A 16985-nucleotide genomic window follows, 5' to 3' on the forward strand; every position below is an offset into this window, starting at 1 on the left:
CATCATACAACATCCCACCGGAACTAGGTCAGATGACGGCGGACAAACTCCCGGTAGTGAAACTGGCGCGGATCCAAACGTGATTCAGACAAAAGGGCCAGACGGGTATCCGTTAAGTAGACCTTTTGCCGGATCACCACGACACTGGTACCGAGTTGAACTTCCAGAAATTGATGGTCGTCCCAATCGGCCTGGGTCATGGTGATTTCCCGTTCGGCGTAACTGATGGGCGCTACCGTTTCTTCAACGTGGGCGTACAGCGAGGTCTCTGCTGGATCGTCCGGCAGGGTCGGCACGATATCTGTTAAAACGTAATCGCGATCAAGCGACACCGGCTGATGCCGCACCTCCCGCAGGCGGCCAATCAATACAGCAGGCTGAGCGCCTGGCGCATTGGCGCGCACGATCGTCTCTTCTCGCCCGAAGAACCGCTCCGGGTCTACGTACACGCTGTCATTTTGGACCAGCCGACTATTGGTCGGATCATCCAAACTCGCAGCAATTTCAGTAAACCCTTTCAATTCCGGCGACGTAAGGGCCGGACGCGTGCCCAATACCACAGAACCTTTGCCGTGAATCTTTTGAATCTTGCCTTCATTGCGCAGGGCCAGCAAGGCCTTGCGAATTGTCTCCCGGGAGACTGCATATTGCCGCCGCAGATCATTCTCGCTGGGCAGATAATTGCCCACGGCGAAAATTCCCGTGGCAATCTTGTTTGCCAAATCGCGATAGATCAGTTCGTATTTATTATCATTCATGGTTTTCCTCACTTGGTGAATACGGCTGTCTAAAACGCTTACTTTATTTGACACCATTATGTTAGCACTTGTCTAGACAAGCTGTCAAACGAAACACTGAGAAACTTGGTATAATGGGTCTGGAAAATTCTGCACAAGGAAAGGTGCTGCAAAAACTGATGACTTATCGCCTGTTTGCCGCCGATATGGACGGTACTCTGCTCACGGATAAAAAGACTTTTGATATGGCTCTGCTCCGCCGACTGATTGCGTTCATGACCCCGCGGGATATGTTCTTTGCCGCCGCCAGCGGCAACCAGTATCAGCACCTGCAAACCACGTTCGCCGATCTTCATGACAAAATTGATTATGTCGCCGAAAATGGTGCGGTAGTCGTGGCCCGGGGCCAGATCATTTACGAAAGTCTGCTGCCCAAGGCCACGATCGATCAGTTACTGGCGGCCCTGACCAGCGATCCCATTTTTGCCGGGGCGCAAATCATTCTGTCCGGGCGGGACCACGCCTACATGAACCGGGTTGCCCCCGAAGACGTGGCGATGGCAAAATTCTATTACGACAGTCTGGTCGTTCCGCCGAATCTGCGCGCCGTGGCGGCGAATACACCAATCTATAAAATAGCCCTGTCTTGGCGCGGTCAGGATATCAATCAGCAGCTCGACCGGATCAACCATGCCTTTCCCGGCGTGCGGGGGACCAGTTCCGGCCGGGGCGGGATCGACGTCATTGCTAAGCACATCAGTAAAGCCACTGGCCTGATGAAACTGGAAGAAGCCCGCCAGCTGATGCCGGTGGACGTGATGGCCTTTGGCGACAACGGCAACGATTTAGAAATGCTGCGCCATGCCGGGTGCGGCGTGGCGGTGCAAAATGCCATTGCCCCGGTGAAAAGCGCGGCGAATGTGGTTTTAGAAGAGACCAATAACCAGGATGCGGTGCTGCGTTATATTCAGCGGTATTTGGAAGAGACGTATCAAACGACGATTGACTAGGCGGTTCCGTTATTGAGGGACTGGGACAAAGCCCCGTCTGACACGCCGTGCCAATGCTCCGCAACCTCCGGCAAAATTGGGCTGGAACGTGGTGACGGCGCTTTGAGCCCATTTTGCCTCCGGTTGCTACGCATTGGCACTCGGTACGTTTGAAATCGGAGTTTTGTCCCAGTCCCTTCCTACTAATCGCCGTGCAGTCGCCGCCGCCGCATCACGTAAGCATTGATCGCAATGACGGCGCAATAAGCCGCTGTGCTAAACAAGACCGCGAGCATGTAGGCCGCTGTTTGTTTTGCTCGCGCTGTTTGGAGCGTCTTTTTAAGCCAAAACGCTTGCCACCAGAACCAGCCGCCCAGTCCCGCGAAGATTGGCACGCCGAGTCCGTATAAAATCACATACGTGCGCCACTTTTTAGCCGACCAGCGCGTCGCCTGCAACGCGGCCTGCTCCTCTGCATCAGCATGCGGCCACCAATTTTGCAGGGTGCGGTGCGCCCACAACGCAAGCATCGCCGCCGCGACACCGATCACCGCCGCCCCGTATACCAGATAGCTGACCAGCCGGTCCATCTCTGCCACACTGTCGTCGCTATAAGTCAGCAGTGCCGTCCCCAACATAAAAACGACGAAAACCATTCGACTGCTGACCCCCAGCGCTACCCGCCGAATCGTGGCCGCACCGTCAATGCCTAAGCGTTTCATGGCCAGTCACCCGTCCTTTCTGATCAACACGAAATCATTACTAGCATATCCTTATTTTCCCATGGACCAATCTAAAAGACAACAAAAACGCCGCAACCCGTTCTGTCAAAGCAGAACACCGTCGCGGCGCTTTTTATTGCCTAATTACTTCGTTAACTTCACCGTCGTTGCTTCTGTCGCAGGCACCTGGACCGGCTGACCCTGAACTTGGATCGTTAGTGCCCGGTCGGCGGTAACTGTCACCGCCTCAGGGGTAATGACGAAGTCTAGCTGAGCACCCTTGTACAGCCGCTTGAAGTGGAGCGACTGCCAGTGGGCCGGCAAATGCGGCGTAATCGTCAGAACATCGCCGCGGTCATCGACCCCGGCGTAGTCCCGCTGAATAATCGTTTCCGTGGCCCCCATCACACCGAGATGGATTCCTTCGGCCGTCGTACCGCCCTGGATGTCGTAGTAATCCGAGGACAGGGCCTCTGAGAATAATTGCCAAGACAAGGCTGCATTATGATCCTGGGCCGCCAATTCACTGTAAACCACCCGAGACAACGTCGAGCCATGGGTCGTCCGAGCGAGCCAGAACTTCAAGTTCTTCGCCATGAAGTCCGGCGGCAAGTCGTAACCCAGATCGCTGAAGACGTTGACCACTGTGGCGGGCGTCAGGTTCCAAAAGGCCATTAAGGCATCGGCTTGTTTCGCCACTTGATACGCATCCGGCGACTTGCCCTCGGCTTTCAGAATCCGGTCCATCCGGGAGATATTGCCATATTTCTGACGATATGCGTCTAAGTCGATCGTGGCCAGTTTGAAGTAGCCCTGATATTGGGAAATGATGCCCTCCGGGGAAATTTCCAGCGCCAGTTTTGTTTCGACTTTGTTCAGCTGCTGCCAGTCACTATCGGCAAACTCGGCCTTTTTCGCACTATTGGCCCATAGATCGGCTGGCAGAATATCTTGGAATTTCTGCAACTGGGCAAACAGCCAAACAACCATAATATTCGTGTACGTATTATTGGTCACGCCCTTGTCTTCACCGGGATACCCCTCATGGAATTCGTCGGGTCCCATGACACCGGCAATATCGTATCGGCCGGTCTTTTCATTATACTGGGCCATACTCAGCCAGAACTTGGCAATGGACAGCAGCATCTCCAGCCCGTAGTCCTTCATGAAGACCACGTCCTGGGTGTTGTGGTAGTAGTACCAAACGTTGTAGGCCACAGCCAGCGAGACATGGCGCTGACGGCGGGAATTGTCCGGATCCCACTGGTTGGTAATTGGGTTCAAGTGCACGAACTGAGACTGTTCATCGCCGTACATTGCCGACTGCCAAGGGAACATGGCCCCTTCATGGCCCTCGCTGGCCGCGTACTGGCGGGCCGCCGGCAAACGCCGGTAGCGGTATTTCAACAGACTCTTAGCCAAGTCCGGATAATGCTGGGTATAAAACGGAATATTGAATAACTCATCCCAGAACACGTGGCCCCGGTAAGCTTCGCCGTGCAGGCCGCGGGCGCCAACGGAGGCATCCAGATGCGGATTGGCAATGGGCGAAGCGGAGACGTAAGCGTGGAAAATGTTTAAGCGGGCCAGTTTCTGACTGGTCACATCCCCTTCAATCTCGATGTCAGACGTCTGCCAAATCTTGCGCCAGACCGTGGCGGCGTTGTCCCGGGCCGTATCGTAGGAAACCACCGGCAGCAAAGCCGCTGCTTGGGCATCCAAATCGGCACTTTCCAGACTGGTGAACAGCACGACATCCTTCGTCACTGTCCAGGATTGGCCGCTGGCCAACTCTTTGGCTGCCGTTTGTTCAACGACATCGTCCTGGGCCGTGCCGGCCCAGTCCTCGGCGCCGGCGAGCTTAGTCGCAATAACGAACGCCACGTGAGAATTCTTGGTCTCCGCCCGCAGGGTTGCTGTGGCGCCCTGGGCCGCCAATTTTTGCACGTCGAAGTGCCGGGAATTGAAGGCCCGGTAGCGTTCTACGTTGCTGTTCTCAACACTGCCGTCCAGTTTGCTGGTTACCGTGATCGTCCCGCCGAAATCCAACGGCGTGATGGTCATGCGTACAGCGTAGTGGTGCCATTCCTTCATGTCGACGACTTTTTCTGCCCGCACGACCACGTGCTTATCCGGCGCTAAGGCAATCACCGTTGCCAAGGTCAAGCGGCCGTTTTGCATATCCAAGTCCCGATAGGCATCAACGATTTTAGCGTGCTGCGGATCGATCGGCGTGCCGTCCACGCTGACTTGCAGAAATTGGGCGTTGGGCAGATTGACCAAGTCTTCATTGACGACATCGTGCCCCGCCACTGGCGTAGTCAGCTGATTGAACAGCCCCGCCGCATAGAAACCAGGGTAATTATCGTCGCTGGCGTCAACGCTTAAGTAAGCCCCGCGCAGGCCGAAGAAGCCGTTGCCCAAGGTCAGCAGGGCCTCTTGGCCGTAATTCTTTTTACCGCCGTAGACCCCATAATAAGTCAGATGGCGGCTGGCCAGGTCAACGGCCTCCGCTGCGCTGGTCACCCCATTCTCTTTACCGTACACCGGAATATTCGTCCGGTCCGTGACCAGCGTGGCCAGATCGACCCGCCGACCGGCGAGGTCCACCACTGTGGCACTGAAGCGCGACGCACTGGGGGTCGCCAATTTCAATTCCGTAGCGCCCATATCAGTCAGCTCTTGGTTCAATCGCTGGCCAATGGCCGTCAGTTCCTGATCGCCGCTGAAGGGCACGCTCTTTTCACCACGGGTACTTTGCAGCAGCAGCGCGTTAGGCTGGACTGTTAACGAAATAGTTGCCATAGAAAAACACCTTTCCCAATTACATTCTTAGTGACGCATAGACAAACGTATCCAGCTCAATCTTAAGGCATGCCCCCCAGCGCCGCAACTGGCCGGCGCGGTATAATGCAAGGGAGAAAGGCGGCGGGACGGTAATGGGCAGTAAGCAGATCAAGATTTGGCTGATCGTCATGACGGCATTATTCGGTTACTTTTCATTCGGCGGCCCGGCTGCCAACCTGACCCGCTATGCCTGTGTCGTGCTCGCCGCCGGGCTGAGCGGCTGGTTGTGGGCCCATCAGCACCGGCCGGACCAGCGCTGGCTGACTGCTGGCTTAGTGCTGTCCCTGATCACCGACGCGGTACTGCTTTTTGCGCCGGCCAGTCAGTGGGTGCCGCTGGCGGTAGGCCTGTTTGCCTGGGTGCACTGGTGCTATCTGCGGCGCTTCAACACGGCGCTGCCCGGACCGACAACACTGGCCAGCGCCGCTTTGATTACTGGCGCTTTGGGCTGGCTGCTGCCCGCAGCTATTTTTTACGCGGCCATGCTGCTGCTGGATGCCGCCGGTACGTGGCGCCGCCGGTTGCCGACAAGCCGCGCTACTTGGCTCGCCCGTGCCGGCATTACCGCATTCACAGCCTGCGATATCATTGTCGCCCTAGGCCAGACCGGTCGGATTGACCCAGCCCGGTCGTGGCTGTTTTACTGGCCGGCATTAACCCTGCTCACTTTGAGTGCAAACTAAAAGCGGCCGCTCGCCAGTGACCGCCTTAAAAACTTATTGATTATCCTTTTTATCCTCCGGCGCCGCCTCAGGATGCTCCGTCGCCGCCTCAGACTCCGCGTCCGGTTTCTTCCCCGGCGTCACGGTAAACCAGTTCACGAAGCCGTGTTCAATATCAGCGACCGTGAAGGTGAAGTGATCGATCGTAATTCGCTGGTTCAATTCCAAATTTGGATGATGGTCGATGATATAACCGGCCACCGTGATCACATCGGAACTCTTGAATTCCGGCACATCGGTTCGGAAGTACCGTTCAAAATCATACAGCGTCGTCTTCCCGCTGACCCGGTAAGTACCATCGGCTTGCTTGATGATGTATTCGTCCGACACATCGTCGATTTCATCCTTCACGGTACCGAACAGTTCCTCATAAATATCTTTGTCCGTGACAATTCCGCTGGTGCCGCCGTATTCGTCGACAACAACCACGATGGGGGTCTGCTTCTGAATCATTTGCATTAAAATGTCATGGATCGGCATGGATTCCGGCACACTGATGATTGACCGCAAAATCCGAGACAGCGGCAAATCACCGTCCACCTGATCCTGACGAATAATGTCGTAAATGTAAATATAGCCGAGGATCTTATCCTTATCATTGTCGGCCACCACCGGAAAGCGGGAATAGCCCTCTTCTAAATACGCCCGCAATGCTTCCTTGACCGTGCTGGTGACATCAATGACCGTCAGACTGGTCCGATCAACCATGATGTCCTTGGCGACCTTGTCGTTCAGCTCGAACGCTCGGCGCATGTACAACACATCGTTTTGATCCATTTGCCCGCTGAGTACCGCCGACTGGGACAACCGAAGAATTTCCGATTGCGAAAAGACCTGATTTTCCTCATCCGCCGGCGCCATCCCCATCAGTTTCACAATGCCGATGGCCGACGTGTTCAGCAACCACACAAACGGATAAGCAATCGTATGGAAGATGTGCAGCGGCGTTACCAGGCGCATGAGCATCTTCAGAGGCATATCAATACTGATGTTTTTCGGAACAATTTCGGTCAAGACAACTTCCAGGTACGTCAGCACCAGCACCCCAACGATCGCCCCCAGAATTTGGGTGGTATGCCCATTGGTGAGGTGGGTCCAACCGAAGAAGGTGATCAAAATTGCTTCCAAGGTACCTTCCCCGATCCAGCCTAACAGGATGCCGGTAACCGAGGTCCCCACTTGCGTGGTCGATAAGTATTCGTTTAAATTCTGAACCATATGCAGGCCGCGCTTCAATTTCTTGACGTTGCCCTGTCCTTTTTTGATCGCGTCTTCCAGCTGACTGGGCCGGGTCTGGACCAACGCGAACTCCGCGGCAACGAAGAAGAACGCCGCAATGAACGTCACCAAAATGATGAGTAAATTCTGAGCTAACTGGCCACTGGCCACAAGTCATTCCTCCAATAATCAACTACCTATACTGCCTTAATTCTAGCACAGAAACCCCTTCATTAAAGGCTGGCCGCCCATTTTGTACCGGGGTTAGTGGCGCCGGGCATTGGCCGCCTTGACGGCCGCGGCAATATCCACCGGCCGGCCGGCTTTCTTCTCGTCATGGTATTCGGCCACAGCCGTAAACAGCAGATCACTAGCCGAATTGACAGCCGTTTCCACGGCATCTTGGATCACACCGATAATGAAGCCGACCCCCACGACTTGGATGGCAATATCGTTGCTGATGCCGAACAGACTGGCGGCCATCGGGATCAGCAGCAGGGATCCCCCGGCGATCCCAGACGCCCCCGTGGCTGAGATCGCCGTCAGCAGGCAGAGAATAAAAGCCAACGGGAAGGATACCGAAATACCCAGCGTGTGGGTTGCCGCCAGCGTCATGACCGTAATGGTGACAGCCGCCCCGCCGCTGTTGGCCGAGCCGCCCAGGGGAATGGATACGCCATAAGAACTTTCATCCAGACCGAGATCGGCACTGGCTTGCATGTTAATCGGAATATTCACCGCTGACGAACGGGTGAAGAAAGCTGGAATGCCGCTGACCTTCAGGGTCCAAAAAATCAGCGGATAGGGATTCTGCCCAGTCATGATCCAGGCCATCCCGGCATAAACCACTAAATAAACGAAGGCCATCGTACCGACCAGCAGAACCACCAATTGGCCGTAACGGACCACCCCAGCCAATCCGGTTTGGGAAACGGCGTTGAAGACCAAGCCGACGATCCCAAACGGGGCAAATTCAATGATGAATTGCGCGACGGAAGAAATCGTATTAGCAATTTCCTGCACACTGTGGCGAATCGTAGGCCCAGTCTTGCGGATCGTCACGCCGAACAACAAGGACCAGAAAAGAATGGCGAGATAATTGGCATCCGTGATCGCCTTCAAAGGATTACTAACGGCGTTGGTCAATAAGTTTTGAATGATCGGTCCTAGTCCTTTGGGAATCGCGTTAGTCACGTGCGTCCCCTTAGGGAAAACAATCGATACTGGGAATATGTAGGACACGGCCACGGCGGTCAAGGCTGCGATGAACGTAGCCGCCATGTACAAGACAATGACAGTGCTGAAGTGATTCTTACTGCCCGTCTCATATTGGGCCAGTGCCGACATGATAATAAAAAAGACCATGAGCGGAGCGATGGCCTTCAGTGCCCCCACAAACAGGTCGCCCAAAATGCTGATAAACGACCACTGTGGCACGATGAGCGCCAAGGTCGTGCCAATGACGATCCCAATAAGAATGCGAATAATGAGAGAAATCGAACGATACCGTTTGAACATGATGCGCCCTCCTCCAAAATTTGTATATCCTCACATTCTAACGTATTTCTGCGTAACGCGATAGTCGAAAGCATATTTCTTCTCAGGATAATCGGCATACTAAAAGGGCACCCGCGCGGGGTGCCCTTTTGGTGATCTTAATTAGTCGTTGCTTAAGTCAGTGCCGTTGCTGGCGATCACTTTCTTATACCAATAGAAGCTCTTCTTCGGTGAACGGCTATAGTCGCCCTCCTGCTTGTCGTTACGGTTCACGTAAACAAACCCGTAGCGCTTGTCCATTTGACCGGTACCGGCTGAGGCCAAATCAATGCAGCCCCAAGTGGTGTAGCCGATCAAATCAACGCCGTCGGCAATGGCTTCGCCCATGGCCTGGATGTGGCCTTGGAGATAGGCGATACGGTAGTCATCATTAATACTGCCGTCAGCTTCCACCTTATCGAAGGCACCCAAGCCGTTTTCGACTACCATCAGCGGAATATCGTACCGGCCGTAAATCCGGTTCAGCGTGATGCGCAGGCCCAGCGGATCCATCGCCCAGCCCCAGTCGTTGTACTTAAGATAAGGATTCTTGTTGGTCTTCGTCTGGTTGCTTTCGGTCTGCTCGCCCTCATTCGTCGTCGTTTGCACGCCGGAAGAATAGTAGCTGAAACTGTAGAAGTCCACCGTACCCATAGCAATCGCCTGACGGTCTTCATCCGTAATATCCAAATGGATGTCGTTGTCATCGAAGAAGCGTTTAGCAAAGGCCGGATATTCGCCCCGGACTTGGACATCCCCGCAGAAGTAGTTGCGCATGTTATTGCTCATGTCAGCCTTGAAGGTATCCTCCGGCTTCGAAGTCAGCGGATAGTCGACGCCGGCTGCAATCATGCAGCCGATCATGTTATCCGGATCCACGGCATGACCGATTTGGACTGCCTTCGCACTGGCCACGAACTGGTTGTGCAGCGCCTGATACTGGGCCTGCAACTGATCGCCGCCGGCGCGTACGCCCACCGGCGCGGTCAGCGGCGCACCATCAGCCAGCGGCAGCGCCCCGGCCATGTATGCCCCGAACGGGGATTGCAGCATATTGATTTCATTGAACGTCAGCCAATAATGAACCAAGCCTTTATATTCCCGGAACACAGTCTGGGCATAGTTCACGAAGAAATCGATCACCCGCCGATCCTGCCAGCCGCCATAAGCTTCGGTCAGATGGTAGGGCGCCTCGTAGTGGGACAACGTCACCAGCGGCTCAATGCCGTATTCCTGACAGCGTTTGAACACCTGGCGGTAAAAGTCCAGGCCCTTCTGATTCGGTTGGGCGTCATCCCCATTGGGGAAGATCCGGGTCCAGGCAATGGACAACCGGTACGTCTTGAAGCCCATCCGGTGCAAGTACTCCAGGTCTTCCTCCCAATGATGGTAGAAATCGCTGCCCGTGTGGGAAGGATAGTAAGTATCCGGTTCAATCGTTTTCGTAAAGTGACGCGGGTGATCCACGTCGCCGCCCGTCAGCATGTCCGCGGTGCTCGGCCCTTTGCCGTCCACGTTCCATGCCCCTTCATACTGATTCGCGGCGGTCGCGCCGCCCCATAAGAAACCTTCTGGAAACTGTGCCAAAATAATCCGTCCTTTCTTAAATCGCTTACCCTACCATTGTAACCGAAAAAGGTAACGCTTCCGCAACAGTTCTGTCACAACTTCCAAAATATGTTCCAGTGCGTTAGACTACTTATAGATAGTAAGTACATACAGAAAGAAGTGGTATCTGTGGCAGACATTAATGCAAAGAACGCTGGGCAATTCAAGTTTAGTGATCAGTTCACCGTCAACCGCCTCGGCTTTGGCACCATGCAGCTCACAGGCAAGGGGGTCTGGGGTCCGTACGCAGACCCGGACCGCGCTATTGCCGTGATTCACCGGGCCATTGACTTGGGCGTCAATTTCTTCGACACCGCTGATTCCTATGGTCCGTGGTACGCCGATCGGTATCTGGCCGCCGGCTTGAAAGGCGCGGCCAATCGCGACCAGCTCTTCATTTCAGACAAAGTCGGCCAAACCCGGCAAGGCCCCGGTCTCTGGGTCCCGCTGGGCGCACCCCACTACCTGCGGCAGCAAGTCGAAGTGTCTCTGATGACTTTGGGCATCGATCACGAAGATCTGCTCTTCCTGCACCGCGTAAATTCCCACTATTCAATTGCCGAACAAGTCGGTGAATTGCAGAAAATGAAGGACGAGGGCAAAATTCGGCACATTGGATTGTCCCAAGTTACTTTGGATCAAGTCAAGGAAGCCCAAAAGTACGCCCATATCGACGCCATCGAGAACATGTACAACGTGGCCGACCACCATGATGATCCGCTTGTCGACTACGCCGAAGATCAGCACATGGCCTTTGTCCCCTGGTTCCCGTTGAACACTGGCAAACTCACCGGCAGCGACAGCCCGCTGGAAAGCATTGCCCAGAAATACAATGTCTCGCCAGCCCAATCGCATTGGCCTGGCTCCTGAAGCGTTCCCCGAACATTCTGCCCATTCCCGGCACCAGTTCCTTGGACCATTTGGCGGACAATATCGCCGCGGCAAATGTGCAGTTGAGTGATGCGGACTTTGAGGCATTGAGTCATTTGAGCAAGTAATACGGGCCTCGACTGCCGTGCCAAGTGCTCCGCAAGCTGCGGCAAAATTGGCACGGCAGGCAAAGAGGATTCTTTATCTCCAACCTTGTTTTCTGAAAATACCCGAACAAAAATACCGTCCACCTAATTGACATTCGTAGTCTTCTTCGATACACTTTCCTCAATTACATGTGCGGGTCAGAACCAGTAACCAAGTCCCCTTGCGTCCAGAGAGTTGCGGGGACGCTGAAAACCGCGCCGCAAGCCTTGGCGAATGACTCTGACCAACCGCACGGCCCCCGCTGGGCCTTAACCAGCGATTGAGAGGCTTCGACTGAAGCAAATCAGGTGGTACCGCGCCAAAAAGGGCGTCCTGTCTAATTTTTTTAGGCAGGGCGCCCTTTTTGACCATGGTGAAAGCAAAGGAGTGATCATTCATGGCAAAGTTAGTCTTGCAAACAGATTTTGGCCTGGTGGATGGGGCCGTGGCCGCCATGTACGGCGTCGCGTTCCAGGTCGATCCGCACTTGGGTATTTACAATTTGACCCACGAAATTCCGCCCTATGATATTTTCGCAGCCTCTTACCGTTTGTACCAAACCGTGAAATACTGGCCGGCCGGCACCGTCTTCGTCTCCGTCGTGGACCCCGGTGTGGGCAGCGATCGGCGCAGTATCGCCGCCGAGACCAATGACGGCCACTACATCATTACCCCGGACAATGGCACCCTGACCCATGTCGCGACATATATTGGTCTGAAGGGCGTGCGGCAGATTGACGAAGTAAAAAATGCTCTCCCTGGCAGCCAGGCCAGCCACACGTTCCATGGCCGGGATATCTATGCTTACAACGGCGCCAAGTTAGCCAGTAAAAAAATCAGTTTTGCCGATCTGGGCACGACCCTGCCGGTGGGCGACGTCGTCCGGCTCCCCTTGGGGAAAGTCACCCAGCAGCCCGGCGAGATTTCTGGCACCATCGACATCCTGGACATCCGCTTCGGCTCGCTGTGGACGAACATTTCGCTCCATGCCTTCCATGAATTGAACATTCACACCGGCGACCGGGTATTGGTGTCGATTTATCACCACGATCACTTGCGCTATCAGAACCAAATGCCCTTCACCCGCACCTTCGCCACCGTCCGTGTTGGTGAGCCGCTGGTCTATGTCAATTCCCTGATCAATATCGGCGTGGCCATCAATCAGGATTCTTTCTCCGACGTGTACCGCATCGGTACCGGGGTCAATTGGCACATCACCTTCGCTAAAGCACCCGCTGCCCCCGCCATTATTTCAGATTAATCACATAGAAAATGGGATAAGTGTCCGCCTCGTCGTTGCCATTGGGATCGGCACCGCAGGAGCTGGCCTCCCGCGGTATGGCAATGGGAGGCCGGTTCTATAATCCGTTTCGCTAAAACACGTGATCCCAATATGGGGCACTTCACACTTCAATAGCGGGGTCGCGTGTTTTTAACCTAGGCCGTCACCCGCGTCAATTGCCCAGCGTTCAGCGCATAATGCGCGTCGAAGCGCCGGCTGAGGTCTGGTGCGATGTGGTGGTCGATTTCGACCACCGTCATGGGCGCGGTCAAGAGGATCTGCTGAATAGCGGCAGCGGTGGCCGGGTCCAGCGAGGCAGTGCCTTCGTCTACGACCAGGAAGCGGCGATTGTAGAGAAATGCCCGGGCCAGTTCGATCCGTTTGCGTTCGCCGCCGGACAGGTTATTACCGCTTTCTGCAATCAGATTATCCAAACCGTGATCGGCAGCATAGGCGGCCAAACCGGCTTTCTGCAAAGCCGCCTGGATGGCGGCGGACGAAAAGTGGCGGCCCAAGGTCAAATTGAAGCGCAGGGTGTCATTAAAAATATTCGATTCCTGCAAAACCGTGGCAAACATCGTCGGGTCTGGGGCAAACGCTTTACCCGCGGCGGTCTGAAATTGCACCGTGCCGCTCGTTGGCTGCCGCATTCCGGTCAAGAGGCTGATCAGTGTCGATTTCCCGGCACCCGAAGGCCCTGTCAACAGGACTTTCTCACCTTGATGCACCCTTAAGTTGATCGTTTGCAAAATGGGCTGGGCGGCGTCATCAGCGTAGGCGAACGTCACCGCCGCCAGGTTCAGCGCCGTGAACTGGCCCAACCGATCCGTGGGCTGATCAAGCCGTAACAGGTTGACCGGCAGGGCTTTGAACGCCGCCAGCTTGGCCAGCATCGGCCGGGTGGCATTCATCTGGTTGCGGGATTGGGCGATGCCGAGGAAGGTATTGACGATCCAATTGCTGGCATACTGGACCGCGACAAAGGCGGCGATCGTCAATTGGCCGCGGACGACCATCATGACGCCAAAGCCAATGGGCAGGTACATGCAGACATAGGCAACGACGGTAGCCACTAAATTACTGGCGGCCACGGTATTGTCCCGCCGCCGCTGGGCAGTAACTGATTGGCCGATGATGGACCGGCCTTTTGCCAGAAAGAAGCCTAAGGCCGAATAATGCAGCACAGTGTCCGCATTTTTGAGCACATCCGCCATAAACGTCATATATCGCCCCACCCGGGCGCTCCACTGCTGAGCCCGATGCGCCGTCTTTTTCGCCAGCAGTTTCGGCGTGAACGGCGTGATGCTGGCAAAGGCAATAAAGATCAGGGTCAGGCCGAAATTACTGCGCAGGGCAAAGGCCAGCGTGACCACAACCGTGACGACTGACCGAATAATGTTGAAAATCTGGCGCAAGTAGTTGTTTTCCACCATCGTCAAATCATTGGTCAGATAAGACAGCCGATCAGCCACCCCGGCCTGGTTGGTCTGGATGAAGTCCGCCGTCAATAGGTGCTCCCGGACTTTTTGGTTGAAAATTGCCACGTTCCGGTTGAGCGCCCGCTGATAAGCGTACTCGATCAGGGCAAACAGGATCACGATCCCGGCGATGGCGAAAATTTCCGGCCAGACCCGGTTCGGCTGGCGGCGGCCCATTAAGGCAAAAAACTCGGAATACGACCACGTGTTGAACGGAATGGAAAACCCAGCGAGCAATGCCAGAAAAATGCTCAAGGCGACCCAGCGCCCATTCAGATACTGTTTCAATATCAAGACCCCATTTCTTCCTTGGTACAAGTTGGTTAACTGATACAGCGAGTGTACCAAGGGGGACCAGGCGGCCAAGGGCTGTGTACTAAATGACACGAAGAAAAATAAACAAACTGCTGACTGTGCTGGTAGTACGGTGATTATCAATATAAATTAGCGTGAAGTGTTTCAGATATGACACGGCATAGCTCAATGCTCTATAATTGACTCAATTCAAATCAAGGAGGGCATGACCGTGGCTTTATCGTTTGGCGCAACATTCAAAGCATTTCGGTTAGAACAAAATCTAAGCCTCAGCCAAGCAGCGGGGGATATCGTGGGCAAATCATTTCTGTCAAAATTTGAGCGCGGCCAGTCGGCCATTTCTGCTGAAAAGCTCTGGGCGCTGCTGCAACGGATGAACATCACTGTTAGTGAGTTCCAATATCGTGCGCTGCGCTATACCCGGACCACGAGTGAAGCGTTCTTTGCCCAGCTCCGGGAGGCCGTGGCGAATAATCGCCAAAACATCGCGGCCGTCGACAAGCTGATCAGTCAGGCCGAAATTCGCTTCAACCAGACCCGGCTGCCCACTGACCGGGTCAACGCCATTGCCGCCCGGGCGATCAAGTACACGATCCTGAACGGGCAGAAACTGCCCCAGGATCAAATCGACTATGTTGCCGATTATCTCTTTCGCGCAGAAGAATGGCGCAGCTACCACCTGCAAGTGATCAGTTACATGCTCATTTACCTGGCCGATGCCACCCGTCGGCAGATCGCCCAGACGCTGATCACCCAGGCCAGTAAATTTCAGGCCATCGCCGGCAACCGGGAACAGGCCACGGAAATTCTGTTGAATATTTTGGCGTTGATGATTCGGGATCGGCATTTTCAAGAGGTGACTGAAATGCTGGGCCTGCTGGCTAAAAATTCCGGTATTCAGGCTTCACTAACTTCGTCAATCGCGTTTTACGCGCTGAAGTCGGCCTATTGGTTTGTTTCCGGCGAGGAGGCCCGGGGCCGGTCGGAACTGCAGTGGGTCTTTCAGACACTGCACCATCTTGGTGAAGATGAGTATGCCCAAGCCCTCAGCCACCAGTGGTATCAGCTGACCCGCCAGCGTATCGACTACTCGCCGGACATGTTTGACCAGGATTGAACGCAAAAGATGCCCTGATCGGTTTTTGAACCGATCAGGGCATCTTGCTGTCTTTCAATTACGCAAACGTCGTCGTATCCGCCACCGGCAGCCGGACACTTTCATAACCGTTCTCGGCGGCTTGACCAATGGCCACAATGATTTCTGGGTGCAACTCCTCGTTCGGGGCAAAGGCCTGTTTGACCCCCGCCCTGTTGAAGCCGCCGATGATGCAGGTGTCATAGCCGTGGGCCCGGGCCACGAGGGCCAGTTGCATCGTCACCAGCCCAGCATCCAAACTGATGGTTTTCTCCCGGGCCAGATCGCCCATGGTGTGGTAGTACGCGTCAATTTCGGCCACTTCTTCATCCCGGGTGGCGGAGGTCATGGTCCCTGCAGCCACGGCTGCGTCATAAATCTTGGCGTCATCGCGTTCGGGATGGTCTACGCCGAACACAATGATCATCGCACTGGCGGTGTCATTTTGCGGCGTATTCGTCATCACGAGATCGTGTAATTTGGTCTTTCCTGCGGTGCTGTCCACGACCACGAACCGCCACGGCTGTAAATTCATGGAGGACGGCGCCCGCCCGGCCTGGGTCAAAATTTCTTGCATCTCAGCCCGCGTGATCTTAAAGTCGCTGTCAAACTTGCGAATGGAGCGGCGGCCAAAGACATTCTGGGCAAAATCGTTCTTGGTTAAGGGCATTACAGGTAATTCAGTCATCATGCTCTACTCTTTTCTTTGTGTAATCGCATTCAAGCTGCATACCCATCATAACCCGATTAGCTCTGACTGTCGACGTTTCGGCCCGCATGGACGTGGCGGCGGCCGTCGTTGATGTCCAAGTCAAACTGCCGCATGTCCGTGACCTGGGTCACCCGTTCGCCGTCCGCGGCGGAATACTGGGCGGCTACCGCCGCCGCCACTTGCGGTTTCAGTTCGTTCATCAGCACTGTTTCCACCGCCGTATTCAGGGCATCGCCGCGGCCGGCCCGTTTATTGGCCCGGTACTGCTGCCAAATACGGTGCAGCCAATCCTTGATGACCACCGGCAGATGGATCCGATACCGAGCGCGGCCCTGATCATCATGAATCGTCACCGTCACGTCGTCATAGGTGCGCCGGCTCAGCGCCCAGACCACGGCGAGAATAATCAACGGCAAGCAAATCAGCACCAGCACCACGACCGCCAGCGCAAATAACAGAACTAAGCCCGCCCCGCCTAACACCGTGAGGAAGACCGCAGCGAGCACGATTCCCACTAATGGCAATACGATTGCGGCCACCAATACGCCGAATAGCCCCTTCACTATTTTTCCCATCCTGTGAACCTTCTTTCTGTAAGACTTTTATCTATCATACACTTCTCATCTTTTTCACACCAGTGCCAGCTAACATATTAGGCCGCATTTTC

Annotated in this window: 13 protein-coding genes and 1 pseudogene; 5 read left to right on the top strand and 9 right to left on the bottom strand. The window is 54.9% G+C overall.

The window, feature by feature from the left end; genetic code table 11:
* Window positions 1–23: 23 nt before the first annotated feature.
* Window positions 24–758, bottom strand: coding sequence for a UTRA domain-containing protein (locus H627_RS0105485; RefSeq protein ID WP_027828124.1), 735 nt, complete (start codon window positions 756–758; stop codon window positions 24–26).
* A gap of 158 nt (window positions 759–916) precedes the next feature.
* Here H627_RS0105485 and H627_RS17155 point away from each other — a divergent pair, with 158 nt between their 5' ends.
* Entirely contained in the window at window positions 917–1747 is an 831-nt protein-coding gene (locus tag H627_RS17155) for an HAD-IIB family hydrolase (protein ID WP_162143224.1), read from the top strand.
* A 182-nt stretch (window positions 1748–1929) separates the two neighbouring features.
* Here H627_RS17155 and H627_RS0105495 read toward each other — a convergent pair whose 3' ends face one another.
* Complete coding sequence (locus H627_RS0105495) at window positions 1930–2448, bottom strand: hypothetical protein (RefSeq protein ID WP_027828125.1); 519 nt, start codon at window positions 2446–2448, stop codon at window positions 1930–1932.
* Between the two features lie 144 nt (window positions 2449–2592).
* The gene (locus tag H627_RS17160; protein WP_051225205.1) at window positions 2593–5253 is read right to left on the bottom strand and encodes a glycoside hydrolase family 65 protein; all 2661 of its coding nucleotides are present in this window, start codon (window positions 5251–5253) and stop codon (window positions 2593–2595) included.
* Between the two features lie 134 nt (window positions 5254–5387).
* Between H627_RS17160 and H627_RS0105505 the strand changes: the two genes are divergently transcribed.
* Complete coding sequence (locus tag H627_RS0105505; protein ID WP_027828126.1) at window positions 5388–5978, top strand: lysoplasmalogenase family protein; 591 nt, start codon at window positions 5388–5390, stop codon at window positions 5976–5978.
* 33 nt (window positions 5979–6011) lie between these two features.
* On the opposite strand, the gene H627_RS0105510 is transcribed toward H627_RS0105505, so the two are convergent.
* From H627_RS0105510 to H627_RS0105520, 3 genes are all read right to left on the bottom strand, one after another.
* A complete protein-coding gene (locus H627_RS0105510) occupies window positions 6012–7406 on the bottom strand; it encodes a hemolysin family protein (RefSeq protein ID WP_027828127.1) in 1395 nt (464 codons plus the stop codon).
* A 93-nt stretch (window positions 7407–7499) separates the two neighbouring features.
* Complete coding sequence (gene sstT, locus H627_RS0105515) at window positions 7500–8753, bottom strand: serine/threonine transporter SstT (RefSeq protein ID WP_027828128.1); 1254 nt, start codon at window positions 8751–8753, stop codon at window positions 7500–7502.
* 141 nt (window positions 8754–8894) lie between these two features.
* The gene (locus H627_RS0105520) at window positions 8895–10358 is read right to left on the bottom strand and encodes a glycoside hydrolase family 1 protein (RefSeq protein ID WP_150393111.1); all 1464 of its coding nucleotides are present in this window, start codon (window positions 10356–10358) and stop codon (window positions 8895–8897) included.
* Between the two features lie 150 nt (window positions 10359–10508).
* On the opposite strand from H627_RS0105520, the pseudogene H627_RS17165 reads away from it, so the two are divergent.
* Together H627_RS17165 and H627_RS0105530 are read left to right on the top strand one after the other, a co-directional pair.
* A pseudogene (locus H627_RS17165) lies at window positions 10509–11377 on the top strand (aldo/keto reductase).
* A 416-nt stretch (window positions 11378–11793) separates the two neighbouring features.
* Window positions 11794–12657, top strand: coding sequence for an SAM hydrolase/SAM-dependent halogenase family protein (locus H627_RS0105530; RefSeq protein WP_027828130.1), 864 nt, complete (start codon window positions 11794–11796; stop codon window positions 12655–12657).
* Between the two features lie 176 nt (window positions 12658–12833).
* Here the strand turns inward: H627_RS0105530 and H627_RS0105535 are convergent, their stop codons facing one another.
* Entirely contained in the window at window positions 12834–14450 is a 1617-nt protein-coding gene (locus tag H627_RS0105535) for an ATP-binding cassette domain-containing protein (protein ID WP_051225206.1), read from the bottom strand.
* A gap of 232 nt (window positions 14451–14682) precedes the next feature.
* On the opposite strand from H627_RS0105535, the gene H627_RS0105540 reads away from it, so the two are divergent.
* The gene (locus tag H627_RS0105540; RefSeq protein WP_162143225.1) at window positions 14683–15588 is read left to right on the top strand and encodes an Rgg/GadR/MutR family transcriptional regulator; all 906 of its coding nucleotides are present in this window, start codon (window positions 14683–14685) and stop codon (window positions 15586–15588) included.
* 58 nt (window positions 15589–15646) lie between these two features.
* On the opposite strand, the gene H627_RS0105545 is transcribed toward H627_RS0105540, so the two are convergent.
* Both H627_RS0105545 and H627_RS0105550 read right to left on the bottom strand, forming a co-directional pair.
* The gene (locus H627_RS0105545) at window positions 15647–16294 is read right to left on the bottom strand and encodes a nitroreductase family protein (protein ID WP_201782791.1); all 648 of its coding nucleotides are present in this window, start codon (window positions 16292–16294) and stop codon (window positions 15647–15649) included.
* 59 nt (window positions 16295–16353) lie between these two features.
* Window positions 16354–16893, bottom strand: coding sequence for a hypothetical protein (locus H627_RS0105550; protein ID WP_027828134.1), 540 nt, complete (start codon window positions 16891–16893; stop codon window positions 16354–16356).
* Between the last annotated feature and the right edge of the window lie 92 nt (window positions 16894–16985).

The sequence above is a fragment of the Schleiferilactobacillus harbinensis DSM 16991 genome (genome assembly GCF_000425885.1).
Taxonomy (GTDB): domain Bacteria; phylum Bacillota; class Bacilli; order Lactobacillales; family Lactobacillaceae; genus Schleiferilactobacillus; species Schleiferilactobacillus harbinensis.